The 15,745-nt window shown below is 57.7% G+C and carries 11 protein-coding genes and 1 pseudogene; 8 read left to right on the top strand and 4 right to left on the bottom strand.

Annotation, left to right across the window (positions count from 1 at the left end):
• Positions 1-167 precede the first annotated feature (167 nt).
• A complete protein-coding gene (locus V9G17_02805; GenBank protein ID MEI2751504.1) occupies positions 168-1,121 on the top strand; it encodes an AraC family transcriptional regulator in 954 nt (317 codons plus the stop codon).
• A gap of 243 nt (positions 1,122-1,364) precedes the next feature.
• Here the strand turns inward: V9G17_02805 and V9G17_02800 are convergent, their stop codons facing one another.
• Positions 1,365-1,493: a hypothetical protein gene (locus tag V9G17_02800; GenBank protein ID MEI2751503.1), complete on the bottom strand. Its 129-nt coding sequence runs from the start codon at positions 1,491-1,493 to the stop codon at positions 1,365-1,367.
• Positions 1,494-1,723: 230 nt separating this feature from the next.
• Here V9G17_02800 and V9G17_02795 point away from each other — a divergent pair, with 230 nt between their 5' ends.
• Positions 1,724-2,263 (top strand): Slp family lipoprotein, encoded by a 540-nt coding sequence (locus tag V9G17_02795; GenBank protein ID MEI2751502.1) that lies wholly within the window; start codon positions 1,724-1,726, stop codon positions 2,261-2,263.
• Between the two features lie 194 nt (positions 2,264-2,457).
• The gene (locus V9G17_02790) at positions 2,458-2,874 is read left to right on the top strand and encodes a hypothetical protein (GenBank protein MEI2751501.1); all 417 of its coding nucleotides are present in this window, start codon (positions 2,458-2,460) and stop codon (positions 2,872-2,874) included.
• Between the two features lie 329 nt (positions 2,875-3,203).
• On the opposite strand, the gene V9G17_02785 is transcribed toward V9G17_02790, so the two are convergent.
• A complete protein-coding gene (locus V9G17_02785; GenBank protein ID MEI2751500.1) occupies positions 3,204-3,722 on the bottom strand; it encodes a hypothetical protein in 519 nt (172 codons plus the stop codon).
• Positions 3,723-4,627: 905 nt separating this feature from the next.
• Here V9G17_02785 and fdhD point away from each other — a divergent pair.
• The 5 genes from fdhD (at position 4,628) to V9G17_02760 (ending at position 12,027) form a co-directional block, all read left to right on the top strand.
• Entirely contained in the window at positions 4,628-5,575 is a 948-nt protein-coding gene (gene fdhD, locus V9G17_02780) for a formate dehydrogenase accessory sulfurtransferase FdhD (protein ID MEI2751499.1), read from the top strand.
• Positions 5,559-8,036, top strand: coding sequence for an FdhF/YdeP family oxidoreductase (locus tag V9G17_02775; protein ID MEI2751498.1), 2,478 nt, complete (start codon positions 5,559-5,561; stop codon positions 8,034-8,036). The genes fdhD and V9G17_02775 overlap by 17 nt, the downstream gene beginning before the upstream one ends.
• A 74-nt stretch (positions 8,037-8,110) precedes the next feature.
• Positions 8,111-9,301: an alcohol dehydrogenase catalytic domain-containing protein gene (locus V9G17_02770; protein ID MEI2751497.1), complete on the top strand. Its 1,191-nt coding sequence runs from the start codon at positions 8,111-8,113 to the stop codon at positions 9,299-9,301.
• A gap of 439 nt (positions 9,302-9,740) precedes the next feature.
• Positions 9,741-10,091: a hypothetical protein gene (locus tag V9G17_02765; GenBank protein ID MEI2751496.1), complete on the top strand. Its 351-nt coding sequence runs from the start codon at positions 9,741-9,743 to the stop codon at positions 10,089-10,091.
• 175 nt (positions 10,092-10,266) lie between these two features.
• Positions 10,267-12,027, top strand: coding sequence for an amidohydrolase (locus V9G17_02760; protein ID MEI2751495.1), 1,761 nt, complete (start codon positions 10,267-10,269; stop codon positions 12,025-12,027).
• Positions 12,028-12,606: 579 nt separating this feature from the next.
• Here V9G17_02760 and V9G17_02755 read toward each other — a convergent pair.
• Together V9G17_02755 and V9G17_02750 are read right to left on the bottom strand one after the other, a co-directional pair.
• On the bottom strand, positions 12,607-14,322 hold the full coding sequence (locus V9G17_02755; GenBank protein MEI2751494.1) for a thiamine pyrophosphate-dependent enzyme: 1,716 nt from the start codon (positions 14,320-14,322) through the stop codon (positions 12,607-12,609).
• Between the two features lie 134 nt (positions 14,323-14,456).
• Positions 14,457-15,383 (bottom strand): annotated as a pseudogene (locus tag V9G17_02750) (transposase).
• Between the last annotated feature and the right edge of the window lie 362 nt (positions 15,384-15,745).

The following is a 15,745-nucleotide window of genomic DNA, read 5'->3' as shown; positions in this document are numbered from 1 at the left end:
CGTTAGACCAGTTCATGTGGCGAGAATCAGCGCCCTTGATCATGACGATGTTGTACTCCTATATGTGCGGAGCTCGGTAGAGCGATCCTCCTCGATTATTGCCTAATCCTCCGGAATTGTAGGCGAGCGGCTTGTCTGGCTCTCTTGCCTCTGATAGGGTTGCAAGTGTGACGATCAAGAAGACAGGACAGACGGCAAAGACCGACACGAACGCAGGCCTGGAGACCACGCGTACCCTGCTTGGGAACAGTATTGCCCAATGGACCGAGTGTGGAGATCAACTCACGACCGCGATTCAGGGATTGTCCCTCTACCGGCGTGAGGAACCAACGCGGCCGGTCAGTTATCTGTGTGAGCCGAGTATCTGTGTGATCGCGCAAGGGAGCAAGCGCGTCGTGCTCGGCGATGAGGTCTATGATTATGACGCACGGCATGTCTTCATCACCTCCGTGGATCTCCCCGCGATCGTGCAGGTGACCAGGGCGAGCCGGGAGGAGCCGTACCTCAGCCTGCTCTTACAACTGAATCTTCACGAACTGTCACAGTTGGTGGTCGAGACCCGGCTTCCTCCGCCGCGGACACAACCGTCGAGCCGTGCTATGGCTATCGGTGAAGCCACGGTGCCGCTGCTCAGGGCCTTTCAACGGCTGGTTGCGTTGCTGGACGAGCCCCAGGATATTCCGATCTTGGCGCCGATCGTCGAACGGGAGATTCTGTATCGGTTGCTGGTGAGCGGGCAGGGGGCGCTCTTGCGTCAGATCGCGGCGGCGGGGAGTCACAGTCGACAGATTGCGCGGGCCATCAGCTGGCTGAAGGGTCATTTTACGGAATCGTTCCGGGTCGATGCCCTCGCCGATGAGGCCAACATGAGTCTCTCCACCTTTCATCATCATTTTCGCACGGTGACCAGCATGAGCCCGCTGCAGTATCAGAAATGGTTGCGGCTGAACGAAGCGCGGCGGTTGATGCTCACAGAACGGCTGGATGCCACCACTGCCGCCTTTCAGGTCGGGTATGAAAGCCCTTCCCAATTCAGCAGGGAATACAGTCGCTCATTCGGCGCGCCCCCGCTGCGCGATATCGCCTCCCTGCGGCTCGTCGCGGGCGATGCCGCCATGTGACAGGCCTGGAAACGCCTGTTCATTCCGTTAGTCGGATAGCTTCGGCTCCGGACTGGGCATGCCGCTCGAAATGCTCACTACCCGTCAAAGAGAACCGCCTCTTCGCCTGGAACGCTGCCTCAATCTGGACCGCATGAGAGAAGGTTTGATTACAGGACTGGACTCTATCTCAGTCCTGCCTCCGCATATGCGATCGGCTAGAGGCGGAAGTGGGCCGCATCAGTGGATTGCCAGATCTGGTATTCAGGCCTGGGTCTGGAGCAGGTGTGCGGCCATGAAAAAGACAAACAGCTGGGTCGGGATGTCCACGGTATCCGGCAAATCGATCGACATCTCCCGGACCGCCATAATCGCCGCGCGGTCCTCAACCATACCAATCGCGCCGGAGTCGTTCTCAACGCTTCGTGATGCGAGTAGCGAGACTTGTAAATTGACTTTTGGAATGGCCTGGTTATACTGCGGCCCCGCTGCGCACAAGCAGTTGCGGTCACGCGCAAGAACATGCTCGTGGTGTCACGAGCGGAGAGCAATATCCGAAGGTCGGCCGTGCGAGGTATCTTCCCTTGGCGTGTCTAGTGAGAGGGGGTTGCATGAGGATCTCGATGAGGGTGGTGCAAAGAATTGTCTGTCTCGGAGCGGCCGTTCAGGTGCTGGCCATGGTGACCGGCTGCGGCAATATGCCGAGAGAGTATCGAAAGATGGCGGAGCCGAATGTCACCTTGACGGCGCTCACGGCATCTCCGAAACAGTACTACGGAAAAGTGCTGCTGATGGGAGGCGTGTTAGTTGAGCAAGAACAGGACGACCAGTATGTGTTGCTACGGATGAAGAATCGACCGTTGGATGAAGATGACATCCCTCGCCGTCCGATCGACCCTGACGGGCCTGAGGCTGGGCATTTTTGGCTCAAGGTGCTGAAGGCGCACCTTCCCCCCGGGTACCAGCATTGGGCGAGAATGAGTCTCGCTGGGCGAGTCACGTCCAAGGTCAAGCGGGGACACGAACCGGTGCTTCGGTTGCTGTATGCCAGGCATTGGGGGATCGACGAAGGCGATGGGGAGTGGCGGAGGGATTTCGATCCGAATTACGACTTTGTTGCGCCGGCTGGAATCGGCATTGAAGTGGACTTTGGATCGGAGTAGCTCCTTGCGTCTCGAGGCAAGTCTTGCAATCACATAGGCCTCGCGCTCAGTCATGGTTGATCGATAAGCCCAGATTCTTCGCTCATGGGGCAAAGAGAAGGGGTGGACCAAGAAAGAGGGCGGGCTGAAAGAAACAGCGGGCTGCGTCCGCGGGGAAAGAGAAGCCAACCGTAAAATGTCTTGGTGCTCTCTCGGTGCCGGGCTACACTGGGACCATGGAAAAACAGCATCAGCGGGGCAGGTGGACAAGCGTAGGAATCTTCGTCGGGTTTCTTACGGGCCTGCTCTGGTTTTTTCTCAGTTTCGCGGCCGTGTTCAACGGCGTGTTTTTCTTCCTGCTGCCGCTGCTTCTCGCGTACGCCATTTCGGGAGCGCTCCTGGTGTGGCTGTTTCGACTTCCTCCGATTCATGCGGCATTGTCGCTCGTGAGCTCGGCGTTACCCTGGGTGGCCTGGTTGTGGCCCGCGACCATGTCCAGCTCCGGCTGGCTGAAGTCCCTCGTGTGGCCTGCTCTGGTTGGCACGGCGTTTGGGATGAGTTTGCTTGGCGCGCAGCTCGTGGCTGCCCGACGGCGTCGCAAGCCGGCCCAAACAGATCCGACTCCCGCCTAGCCGTTTGTCGGTGAGGCTCCTGCCAACGGTCTGCTGCGCGTTTTCGGAATATCTCGTCGGGACATCTTTCAGCACCTGCCTCAACAGCACGGTCATCGTCACGCCGGCAGCTCACAGGTGGGGCGTCATTTCAGCGGCGACGAACGGACCCATCTTGAGCTGTTCCAGCTCAATCAGCTTCTGATACTGCCTCACGCGCTATACATCTGAGATCGTCGAGCGCGCCTGCATCACCTGTTCTCCCTGGCGGCACCCCTGTCCCGTACCACGTCATTCCAATTCGGCGAAGTGAGCGCGAGCGAGAAGTTCGGTCTGCGGGTCTATTCGGTTTACTCGCGCACCCGTTCTGGCCTGAGGGCGGGACGTCCCTGCTGCAGGAGGAACCAGGCATAGAGCAGAAACAGTACCGTGAAGTTCGGGATGAGAATGGCCGACTGATTCCACTGCCACCCGTCGAATTTCCAATCGGAGAGCGGCCAGAGGACGGGCGTCGGAAAGAAGGCGAGGGAATGGGTAGGAATGTCGACCAAGACGTGCAAGCCCCAGGCGCCGAGTTCCCAGACCGGCCGCTTTGCCAACAGCCAGAGCAAGGCAAAGACGGCGAGAAACAGCACGAAACTATGGGTGAGATTGTAGAGATGATGGACGTAGAGCGGGATGGTGGATTCCGGAGGCGTGCCGTGACTGAAATCGGGTGTCGGCGACAGACCCAGTGTGGCTGCAACCCACAGGACGCCGAACGAGAACAGATCCGGCGCCATGCCGATGGCAAAGGCCAGGGAGAAGCTCGTGCGGTTCCGGCGTCCAAACGCCAATGCTCCCCACAGTCCATGCGAGACGATATCCATGCTCCGCCTCTCCTTGTGAGGCTCCCCACGCTTCCTTACATTGGGAGCCGTGACGACGAGGCTACTCGGGTATCCTTGCAATGTCAAAAGATGGCTCCGGAGTCGGAGCGATCGATCACAAGGTCGTGGCTGTACCTGCGCAGGCGCGGTGCCACGAATTGATCAGACCAACCGCCCGTCTTCCTCATTGATGGGGCAGCGATTTTCATTTGCCACGCGGTAGGAAGGAGTGGCGGTGGAAGGGCGTATGGCTCTAGAAGAGGTCTGTGTCGTCTCAGTAGAGCGTCGAGTGACCGGTCAGCTATCAATGGGGACGCAGGAGTCAGCCAGCTACCAGCTCGGAAGTATTTGATCGCAAGACCTGACCCTGATGCTGCGGCACGATAGGGAGGGGGCATGAGAGGGGCAAGGGATGGGGCCAGAGAGTGAGAAGGCCGAGTGCGGGTGTTGGTGGTCGAAGTTGCCGCTTCCGGTCGCTCGTCAGGATACGGTGATAGTGAGCGGCAAGGAGCGCGTGCGTTCCTGTGAGCAAGATTGTGGTCATATGAGGTTGTGTTGGGCATGGAGTAAGTAGACAATGCGTCAACCGAGGGTAGGTCACTATTGGATGATTGATCTCAGGATGAAGCCCGTGGGATCTCATCACTCGATGGCTGACATGTATCATTGTGCTGGAAGCTTCGGTGAGGATAAGGCTGTGGGCATCATGCATCTGGAGCTGAGCCGCATTTTGTGAGCGGCGGCAAGGGTGTAGGGTGCTCGTTCTGTCAGCACTGTGAGAATATTCGTGCGGGGTGTCGTGGTTCATAAAAATAAACTACTGCAACGGCACTGTCTGTGGGGGAAAGAACCCACTCCTCCCGTTTCCCCGCCTGAATCGAAGCCGTGATCAAGGAGAAGAAGCGATGCTAATACTTGATGACTCCAGCGGCGGTCATTCTGCACGGCTCGACATGCTCGAACAGCGAATGATCGACATGAAGGTAGAGCGGTGGAGCGGCGCCGACCTGTTGCAGGACCACGATCGGGTAGTTGTGGAGGAGGCCCTTGAGATTTGTCTGGTGTATGGGGCCGTCGATCAGCGTACACGCAAGACGGTGACGGTGACGATGCGCACTCCGGGCAACGATCTGGAGCTGGCGGTCGGGTTTCTCTTCGCTGAAGGCCTTGTCCGTTGTCCCGAGGACGTTCAGAGCCTGCAGCACTGCGGGCTTCCTGCAGGACCGCTCGGGCTTCAGAACGTCGTGCGCGTTGAATTGCGACCGGAGGCAACGATCGATCCGGCTCTTCTGGAACGGAATTTCATGTCGACGTCAAGTTGTGGTCTTTGCGGGAAAGCGTCGCTTGATGCGCTGCCGGCGTTGCCCCGCACCGGATTATCCGATGGTCTCGTTGTGGAGGCGGCAGTCATTCAGGACCTCTCGAGCAGGTTGCGCCACGCGCAGGCGGTGTTCGATGCCACGGGTGGGTTGCATGCCGCCGCCCTGTTTGACCGGCGGGGGGAACTGCACGATGTGAAAGAAGATGTCGGGCGGCACAATGCGATCGACAAGTTGGTCGGCAGACAGTTTCTCGACGGGAGCGTCCCTTTGTCTGACCGCATGCTGCTCGTGAGCGGACGAGTGGGGTACGAACTGGTCCAAAAAGCGTTCGCCGCCGGCATTCCGTTTTTGGCCGCCGTGGGCGCCCCATCGAGCCTTGCTGTGGATCTCGCGAGAGCAGCCAATCTCACGTTGGTCGGTTTTGTGAAAGAGCGTCGGTTTAACATCTATGCTGCCTCTCAGCGAATCAGCCACAACGCAGGAGTGTGTGAACCATCTTACCCACGAGGGTCCCATGAGCACAGCAGATGACGCCATGAATGGAAAAACTGAGACGAACCGACGGGATGCTGACCATCGGCCGCAGCGCCAAGCCGGTCGATTAGACGGAGTGGATACGGCCGAGGCGCAGCGGGCAAGCGACCCGGCGTTGCGGCTCGCGCAACCTCCGGAAGAGACGGTACCGGCGAAGCGCGGGCCTGCCTCTGAAGCCGCCGCCGGCATTCCCGCCGTTCTCAAAACCTTCGAATTCGGATTCGGTGAGATGGGCGTCGTCCCCACCCTCAAAACGCTCCCCAACATGAACAAGAAAACCGGCTTCGACTGCCCGGGCTGCGCGTGGCCCTCTCCCGACGGGAAGCGCCACATCGCGGAATTTTGTGAAAACGGGGCCAAGGCCGTCTCGTCGGAAGCCACGACCAGCCGGGTCACTCCGGAGTTCTTTCAACAATGGTCGGTTGAGCAGCTCGCGGAGCAATCCGATTACTGGCTCAACCAACAAGGCCGTCTGACTCATCCGATGATCCTGAGGAGCGGGCAGCGGCATTATGAGCCGATCGAATGGGCCGACGCGTTTGCGTTCATTGCTGCGGAATTGAACCAGCTCGCCTCGCCCGATGAAGCGACCTTTTATACGTCCGGCAAAGTCGGCAATGAAGCCGCGTTTCTCTACCAATTATTCGTTCGCCAGTTCGGAACGAACAATCTGCCGGACTGTTCGAACATGTGTCATGAATCGTCCGGCACGGCGTTGGACGAGAGTATCGGAATCGGCAAGGGCACAGCGACGCTCGAGGACTTCGAGCTCGCGGACATGATCGTCGTGATCGGCCAAAACCCTGGCACCAACCACCCACGCATGATGACCGCTCTCCTGCACGCCAAGGAACACGGCGCGAAGATGATCGCGATCAATCCGCTTCCAGAAGTCTCGTTGCGGCGCTTCAAGAACCCGAACCCGCAAGAGTACTCCAACCCGCTGTCATGGCTAGGCGATTTCCTGGGAGAGGGCGCGGCGCTCGCCGACCTCATGCTTCAAGTGCGGATCAACGGCGACTTGGCGGTGCTCAAAGGCATCATGAAAGAGATGCTGGAAGAAGAACAGCGCCGCCCCGGGCAGGTCTTCGACCACGAATTCATCCGCCTACACACTGCCGGGTTCGAGGACTTTATCGCCGATCTCACCCGCACGAGTTGGGAGGAAATTGTGGAGGGGAGCGGCTTGCCGCTCGACCAGATCCGCGAGGCCGGTCAAATGATCGCAAAGGCCAAGCGCGTGATTTGCTGTTGGGCCATGGGGCTGACACAGCATAAAAACGGAGTGGAGACCATTCGCCAGGTCATCAACCTGCTGTTGCTCGGCGGACACATCGGAAGGCCCGGTGGCGGCGCCTGCTGCGTGCGCGGGCACTCCAACGTCCAGGGTGACCGCACGATGGGAATCTGGGAGCGGGTTCCGCCTGAATTTCTGGATGCCCTTCAATCCGAATTCCATTTCGATCCGCCGCGGAAGAACGGTTTGGATGTGGTGAAATCTATCAACGCGATGCATGCGGGCGAGGTCAAGGTGTTTTTCGGACTGGGCGGCAACTTTCTGTCGGCGACGCCGGATACGACGTACACGGCTGAAGCGATGCGCCAATGTCGCTTGACGGTGCAGGTCTCGACCAAACTCAATCGCGGACATCTCATCACCGGCAAACAAGCGTTGATCTTGCCCTGCCTCGGCCGGTCTGAAAAGGATCGCGGCCCCAAGGGGGAGCGATTTGTCACCGTGGAGGACTCGATGGGCGTGATTAGTGCCTCGCGCGGAGTATTGGAGCCGGCTTCCGATGGTCTCCTGAGTGAACCCGCGATTGTCGCGGGATTGGCGAAGGCGACACTGGGCGGAAAAGGCATCGTGAATTGGGAAGCGCTCGGAGCGGATTACGATCTCATTCGTGATCACATCGCCCGTACCATTCCGGGCTTCGAGAATTTCAACGAGCGCATCCGGCAGAATATCTTCTATTTGCCCAACGGTGCGCGGACGCGCGACTTTAAAACCGATACGGGCAAGGCGAATTTCATCGCAGCGCCGATTCCACAGCACAACCTGGCTGCGGGAGAGTTTCTCATGACGACCATCCGGAGCCACGATCAGTTCAACACGACGATCTACGGGATGGATGACCGATACCGCGGGATCTATGGCGGACGGCGTGTCGTCTTTCTGAATGCTGACGACATTCGTGGGGCAGGGCTCAGCACAGGCCAGTTGGTCGATCTGATCAGCCTCTTCGAAGGGGAAGAACGAGTGGCGCATCACTTCCAAGTGGTGCCGTACCAGATTCCTCGGAGATGTGCCGCCACTTATTACCCGGAAACCAATGTGCTGGTACCGATCAGGAGCGTGGCGGATAAGAGCAATCAGCCGGTGTGCAAGTCGGTCCGAATCACGCTAAGGCCGTCTATGCCGCAGGGGAGCGCGCGGCAGCAGAAGGGGGGAGGTTGAGGGCCCTCGGAAATAGCAGACCCGTGAATAGGGCTATGCCCTCAGCTCGTTACTCACTACACAAGGAGGTTGTTATGTCTGGGAATCGAGCGGTCGTTTACCACAGCGCGAAGAAGATCTCTGTCGAGAAAATTGACTATCCCAAGCTTCAGTTCGGCAAGCGGCCTTGCCACCACGGGGCCATTCTGAAGGTCCTCACCACCAACATCTGTGGCAGTGACCAGCATATCTACCGGGGTCGGTTCGTCGTCCCCCAAGGGACCGTCCTCGGCCATGAGATCACTGGCGAGATCGTGGAGGCCGGGCGGGACGTGGAGTTCTTGAAGGTCGGGGACTTGGTGAGTGTGCCATTCAATGTCGCCTGTGGGCGGTGCCGAAACTGCAAGGAACGGCACACCGACATCTGCGAGAACGTGAACGACGACGCACCGGTCGGGGCGTACGGGTTCAACCTCGGCGGGTGGCCGGGCGGGCAGGCGGAGTACGTGCTAGTCCCCTACGCCGACTGGAACCTGCTGAAGTTTCCGGACAAGGACGCGGCGATGGCCCGCATCCTTGACCTCACCCTCGTGTCGGACGTGTTGCCGACAGCCTTCCATGGATGTATCGAGGCTGGGGTAGGGGTGGGCAGCACGGTGTACATCGCCGGGGCAGGGCCGGTGGGGCGAGCGGCGGCAGCATCCGCCCGTCTACTCGGGGCGGCATGCGTGATCGTCGGGGACATGAACAAGGATCGACTCAAACTCGTCAAGAGCGCCGGTTACGAAGTCGTGGACTTGTCGAAGGATACGCCGCTGGCCGACCAGATCGAGGCCGTGCTAGGTGAGCGGACGGTGGACTGTGGGGTGGACGCCGTGGGGTTCGAGGCTCACGGCCATGGTCCGGCGTCCACCAAGGATGTGCCGGAGGCGGTGCTGAACGATCTGCTCAATGTGGTGCGGGCAGGGGGCGGCATCGGTGTGCCGGGCGTCTACAACGCAAACGACCCCGGTGCAGCGACCGCTGCTACCAAGCGGGGAACGCTCACTCTCGACTTCGGGCCGGCGTGGGTGAAGTCGTTGACGCTCAAGACCGGAATGGCGCCGATCATGAGCTACAACCGGCAACTCATGCGGGCCATCCTCGGCGGTCGATTGGATCATCTGCGGCAAGTGATGGCAATGGAGGTCGTGTCGCTGGATCAAGCGGTGGCCGCCTATCAGGCGTTCGACGACGGAGTGGCGAAGAAGTACATCATCGACCCGCACGGGGCGCTCAAGGCGTAGCAGCCGCGGTGTGGCCCTGCGGTTGAGTCGCTTTGGACTCGACTGCAGGGCCATACCTAGCGATTGACGGCAGCTGCAAGCCTAATGCGCGGAGGAGGGCGGCGAGGTCTCAAACCTACGGAGAGTCAATCAGGCAAACCGGCTGCGTTCGTCGGAGGTGGGGCAGCGATTTTGATTTGCCACGCGGAAAATAGGAGTTGGTGCGAAAGACCGGACGGCGCCGGAAGAAGTCCGTGTCGTGGCGGGAGAGGATCGACTGAATGGTTAGCTCTCAATGAGAGCAGCAGGAGTCGACCCGCTACTAACCTGGATGTGTGTGATTACAAGACCTGAACCGCTATGCATTGAATATAGGTGGGTGGCATGACCTCAGATTCAATTAGTTCAGCAGGACCTGCATATGTTCAGTAAGAGAACGCGAGATCAAGTCGTGGGAGGGATGATTATTGGGTCTATAGCCTTGGGACTAGCGGGCTACTGGTTTGCAACAGATCATATGGATGGGACAAAAGTTGCTGGTTTTCTTGTAGGCTTGTGGGCAGGGTTTGTTTCCGTGATTGCAGGGCATATGTGGGAGCGGAGCAAACAGAATAAGCTGCTAAGAATATTCTTTATAGGTCTAAGCCCTATAGGTATGTTTGCCATGCTACCATTTTCTCCAGGATTTGCGGGAGGGTACTTTTTAGGATCTGGAGTCAGTTTTGCCTTTTCATGGGCGGTTCGTTGCATCATTGAAAAGGATAAGCATCGAAGTGCTGTGCCACACGCCAATCCACCCACTGTTGGTTGAGTCGATCAAGTTACGTTGCCAAGGTTGCCCAGACGGGACTCGACCAGGTGGCCTATACGTACGACTTACTCGGGAGGTTGTCTGCGCTCGACGTTGCTGAAGGTGGGTGCGCGTTACCTCAACACCATCCTTAAATGGTAGATCACCCGCGGATGTGAGCTCATAGGAGGCAAACATGACACGATCATTGAAGCTGATAAGAAGAGCGGCGGTTGGCGCATTGCTTGCCTTGGCTCTGGTGTCCCCGGTCACAGCGCAGGACCAATCTGGCGAGATCGTCGTCTTCATCGCCAAGAAGATTGTCACCATGGATCCTGCGCGTCCCACGGCGACGGCCGTGGCTGTGCGCGGTGGGGAGATCCTGAGTGTAGGCTCGCTCGCCGATCTGCAGCCCTGGTTGACGGCGCATCCGCACAAGATCGACACTCAGTTCAAGGACAAGGTATTGATGCCGGGCCTGATAGACCCGCACATGCACCCCATGCTCGGCGCGATCGCCTTTCAGGCTTTCTGGATCACCCCGGAGCCCTGGAATGTGATGGGCCGGAAGACACCCGCAACCATTGGCGAAAAAGCCTATCGAGATGCCCTCGCGGCGGCCTTTGCTGCCCGCCAGAAGGACACACCTGTGTTCATGACCTGGGGCTTTAGTGCTGACACCCATGGCGAGCTCTCAATCGAGGTGCTGGACAGCATTTCCAAGGATGTGCCCATTCTGGTGCTGCAACGTTCCATGCACGAAATCTACCTGAACACGCCGATGCTGGCGCTGCTGAAGGCTAAGGGCATGGACGAAAATAAGTTCAAAGATCACCCGCAGATCGACTGGAAGAAGAACCACTTCTGGGAGGACGGCATGTTCAGTGTGGCTGTGCCCTATATGGCCGGCTTTCTGCTCGATCCTGCGGCTGCCGATCCAGGCTATCTAAAAGCGCGTGATTACCTGAACTACAACGGCATCACCACGGTGGCCGACATGGATACCGGCGGCACGAATTGGGATCTCGAAATAGCCGCCCTCAAGCGCAACCTCGATACGCCAGACTCACCAGTGCGTGTACGTTTGACCCCTGATGTGTACAAGCTTAGCCTCGCTCTGAAAAGCCCCGAAGCGGTAATGAAACGGGTCGGTGAACTCAAGAGCCAGAATACCAGGCACCTGATTTTCAACAATGGCATCAAGCTGTTTGCAGATGGCGCCATGTTCTCCCAGGCTATGCAGATCGGTGCTCCGGGCTATATCGACGGCCATCACGGGGAGTGGATCACCCAACCTGCGTCGTTCGAGGAATTCGCCCGCAGTTACTGGAAGGCAGGCTATCAGATTCATGTGCATACGAATGGAGACGGCGGTGCCAAGCTGGTGCTCGATACCTTGCAACAGTTGCTGGACGAGAAGCCTCGGGTGGATCACCGCCTCACCATCGAGCACTATGGTTATGCGGACGACGGCACCTCGCGGCGGATTGCCAAGCTGGGTGCCCAGGTGTCAGCCAATCCTTTCTACCTTTACGTGTTGGGTGACCGCTATGCGGCCACCGGCCTGGGCACTGATCGCGCCGCCCGCATTGCGCCCTTGGGTGGCTTGGTCAGGCGCAATGTGAATGTGGGGCTGCACTCAGATTTTCCGATGGCGCCCTCTGAGCCGCTCTTCCTAGCGTGGACCACGGCAACGCGGGAGACCCTGTCGGGCAAAGTGTTCGCTCCTTCCGAACGGCTGACCTTGGATCAGGCCATACGTGCCATCACCATCGATGCCGCCTACTTGATCGGCATGGAAACCGAGCTAGGCAGTATTGAAGCCGGTAAGCTGGCCGACTTTGCCGTACTCGACAAAGATCCCTATGAAGTGGGCGTGAAGGGACTGCGTAATATCAAGGTCTGGGGCACGATTTTCGAGGGCCGCCCATTCAAGGCTAAAGCCGTGGAGAAATAGAACACTGGAGATATGCGACTGAGAGCTTGGATCTGGGCGATTCCGCTGATCCTTTCAACAGATGAGGAACAATCGATTCGCCGACGATCAGCTTACGCGCATGCTGCACGTAAATTTCAGGTAAATTTGGACAGGTCTTGCAATCAAGCAGTTAGCCAATTCTTGGTTGGCGGCAGAGATTCATTCCCATGCCCTGTCATCTGCACCCAGCGATTGACAACAACTACCAGCCGAAAGACTAACGTCTAACGCGCGGAGGATGGCGCCGGGGTTTCGAAACCACGAAGAGTTGATCAGACAAACCGGCCGCATTCCTCGGCGGTAGGAACAGTGATTTTGATTTGGCGCGCGGGAAGTAGAAGTTGGTGTGGAAGGGCGGGCGGTGCTAGAAGAAGTCCGTGTCGTGACAGAAGAGCATCGACTGAACGGTTGGCTCTCAATGAGAGTAGCAGCAGTCGGCCAGCTCCCAGCGGGCAACTATTTGATTGCAAGACCTGACCCTATACTTCTTCTACACTTCGGCGGGTTGATTTTTAAGACAGTTGCTGACCCTAAGCTCCCTATGTTCCACACCCAGGCTCAAGGAAAGTTTTCCCTTACCATTTCCCAGACATCACCACCTTTTCCGTGCAGCACGGCCTTGGCTGTATAAAGGGCCATACCGATGGCTGGTTCCATTGCAATGAAAGGAGGCATTACCAGCTCCATCGGGTTCACCATAACATCAAGGAGTGCGGGACCGGGCTGTGCGAGCCAAGTGGTAACGCTTTGTTCTAGTTCTTCAACTTTCTCAACCTTGCTGCCCCACAATCCTACTACTTCGGCAACCTGACCAAAATCTGGATTCTTCAGATGCGTATAGGTGTCGACCATGCCTTCGGCTTTTTGCTCGATTTCCACAAAGCCTAATTTCCCGTTATTAAAGACTACAAGTTTTATCGGCAGATTTTCCTGGACGATCGTCATGAGATCGCCCATCAACATGCCAAACCCACCGTCACCACATAGTGCGACCACCTGGCGATCCGGGCATCTCTTTTGAAGCCCAATAGCTGAGGCCATGCCAGCTGCCATTGTGCCGTGCAGTAGACTCGAGAAGAACCGACGCTTGCCGTTTGCGCGGATGTGTTGTAACGCCCACACCGCTGCCGTTCCGTCATCAGCTGAGAACAAGGTATCTTCAGCTGCATATTGATCAATAAGACTGGCAAGATAAATTCCGGCGATACCGCCGCCATGCTTGCCAGGCTGAACTTTTTCAACGGTTGATTGCACTTTGCTTTTGTAGAGTGTGACAAAAGTGTCCCGGAACGTGGTGTTATCATGCTGTTTTAATCTTGGCAACAGTGCCGCTAACGTTTCTTTAATATCTCCTACTACCCCCTTCGTCACTGGATGACGGCGACCTAGGTGGAGTGGGTCAATATCGATCTGAACGATTTTCGCGTGTGACGGGTAGAACTGGCTCCACGCGAAATCCGCGCCAAGCATAAGCAATGTATCGCATTCCAGTACGGCTCGATACCCTGATTCAATGCCTAGAACGCCAGTCATGCCAACATCGTATGGATTATGAGGTTCGAGCGCGTCCTTGCCACGCGATGTACGCGCAATCGGTGCGGCAAGTTTTGCAGCCACCGCCATCACTTCATCCTGTGCGCCCATACATCCTGAGCCGCCATAAATAGTGACATTGCCGCCTTTATTGAGGATAGCGGCTATTTGATCGAGTTCGTTATCATTCGGCCGGATAAGTGGCGCACTAATAGTTACACTATATGGCAGCTCATTGGCGGCAGCGGCGCTGGAAACGTCGGCAGGTACGATAAGGACAGCCACGCCCTGTTTCGCGAGCGCGGCCTGACAAGCGGCAACCGTCTTTCGGCGTGCCTGTTCCGGATTGAGAATCATATCGCAGTAAACCGAGCACTCGCCGTAAACCCTTTTAAAATCTACTTCTTGGGTTGATTGGAAGCCTAAATCTTGTCGTGCAAGCTGGCTTGCAATCAGAACAATTGGGGCGCGATTGCGGTTTGCTTCGTAAATCCCATTGATGAAATGCAAGCTGCCGGGACCACAGCTTCCTGCACAAGCCACTAACTCACCGCTGAGTTGAGCTTCAGCAGAAGCGGCAAAAGCGCCTGCCTCTTCGTGGCGCATCGATACCCATTCAATTTCGCTCTGCTCGATCGATTCCACGACACGATTCAGAGTGTCACCGACGATGCCATAACAGCGTTTAACACCTGCAGATTGCAGGATCTCAATAATCACATCGGAGACTTTTTTGCTCATCGCGCCTTCCCGTGTTTCATATTGAAATATACACAAACGGGTTTTTCGTACTGTAGGTAGTTTTGTCGAAAAAATCAAACATTGGCCACAGGGAGAAGAAAGGGGCGGGAGTCTTTTCTCCAACCAGATTGGGGTCAGCAACGGTCTTGATAATCAAGCTGGCCAGCCGTGCCTCGCCATGGCGTGCCACGCTTCACCATCGCATTGAGAATCGTGAGGAGCTTTCGCATGCAGGCCATCAACGCCCACTACTTTGCCTTCCCCGCCTGACACAAGCGCTGAATCACGGGATTCTTCCGTGTCGCCACCAGAGTTGCCATGTAGAGTGCGGCCCGCACATGGGCACGGCCTCCCCAAATGGTTCGTCGCCCCTTGAGCGTCCTGCTGTCGCGTGGAAACGGCGCGACGCCAGCTAAGAGCCGCCACTTCTTTGCTGGTCAACGTGCCCAGCTCTAGGAGGTTCGCGAGCAGCGTCGTGGTGAGCACCGGGCCCACGCCCGGCACACTCCGCAACACGTCTTCCTTCTCGCGCTAGACCGGACTCGTACGTATCGTCGCCGCAGTTCCTTCTCCAACCATGTGATGTGCACGCGCAGACGTGTCTAGATGGGCCGGGCTCCCAGGCGCAATCGATTCTTTTCCGCAGTGAGCATCTCGATCGGCTGCCGACGGCGCGCGACGAGGGCAGCCAATCCCTGGGTCTGCTAATCCGGGACAGAGCGGCCGGGCGGGCGAATCGCCTCGGCAAATTGGGCGAGGACCTGCGCATCGAGCCGATCTGTCTTCGCTAACTGTCCCGTGGCCCGCGCAAAGTCCCGCACCTGCCGGGGATTGATGACCACGACCGGCAGTCCGGCAGCGGCCAGCGCGCCCGTGAGGGGCACTTCAAGACCACCCGTCGCTTCGAGCACGATCAAGGTGGGCTGCACGGCCTGAAGCCGCTCGACGGCCTCCGCAATTCCTCGCTCATCCTGCACAATCTGGAAGGCGGTCCCGGGATGGACCGCCACATCGACACCGCCTTGCGAGACATCCATCCCCACAAAAATCTCGGCGCTCATGGTACACCTCCGTGTCTCCCGTCCTTGCACAATGCGGGCTCGAGGCCCCCTCAACTGTTCGGGTTGGTGAACGGAGGAACGGGACGACCCGAGCTGCCCGTCGGTCTTCATGATTCCAGACCCGGATCTTTGCGATCTGTCCCGCTCCCGTAGTGCCATGATGCGAAACCTCCTGTGAAGATACAAGGTCTTGCAATCAAGCAGTTTGCTAATTCTTGGTTGGCGGCAGAGATTCATTCACATGCTCTGCCATCTACACCCAGCGATTGACGACAACTACCAGCCGAAAGACTAACGCCTAACGCGTAGAAAAGGGCGTCGAGGTTTTGAAACGGCGGAGAGTTGATCGAACAAGCCGGCTG

This window comes from Nitrospira sp. (assembly GCA_037045225.1).
Classification (GTDB): Bacteria; Nitrospirota; Nitrospiria; order Nitrospirales; family Nitrospiraceae; genus Nitrospira_A.
This window is presented reverse-complemented; position numbering and strand designations above follow the sequence as displayed.

What these genes read in the sequence shown, in the direction of transcription:
- V9G17_02800 (MEI2751503.1), bottom strand. Translation starts at nt 1,493, where the DNA reads ATGGTTGAGGACCGCGCGGCGATTATGGCGGTCCGGGAGATGTCGATC.
- V9G17_02795 (MEI2751502.1), top strand. Translation starts at nt 1,724, where the DNA reads ATGAGGGTGGTGCAAAGAATTGTCTGTCTCGGAGCGGCCGTTCAGGTG.
- V9G17_02785 (MEI2751500.1), bottom strand. Translation starts at nt 3,722, where the DNA reads ATGGATATCGTCTCGCATGGACTGTGGGGAGCATTGGCGTTTGGACGC.
- fdhD (MEI2751499.1), top strand. Translation starts at nt 4,628, where the DNA reads ATGCTAATACTTGATGACTCCAGCGGCGGTCATTCTGCACGGCTCGAC.
- V9G17_02775 (MEI2751498.1), top strand. Translation starts at nt 5,559, where the DNA reads ATGAGCACAGCAGATGACGCCATGAATGGAAAAACTGAGACGAACCGA.
- V9G17_02770 (MEI2751497.1), top strand. Translation starts at nt 8,111, where the DNA reads ATGTCTGGGAATCGAGCGGTCGTTTACCACAGCGCGAAGAAGATCTCT.
- V9G17_02765 (MEI2751496.1), top strand. Translation starts at nt 9,741, where the DNA reads ATGATTATTGGGTCTATAGCCTTGGGACTAGCGGGCTACTGGTTTGCA.
- V9G17_02760 (MEI2751495.1), top strand. Translation starts at nt 10,267, where the DNA reads ATGACACGATCATTGAAGCTGATAAGAAGAGCGGCGGTTGGCGCATTG.
- V9G17_02755 (MEI2751494.1), bottom strand. Translation starts at nt 14,322, where the DNA reads ATGAGCAAAAAAGTCTCCGATGTGATTATTGAGATCCTGCAATCTGCA.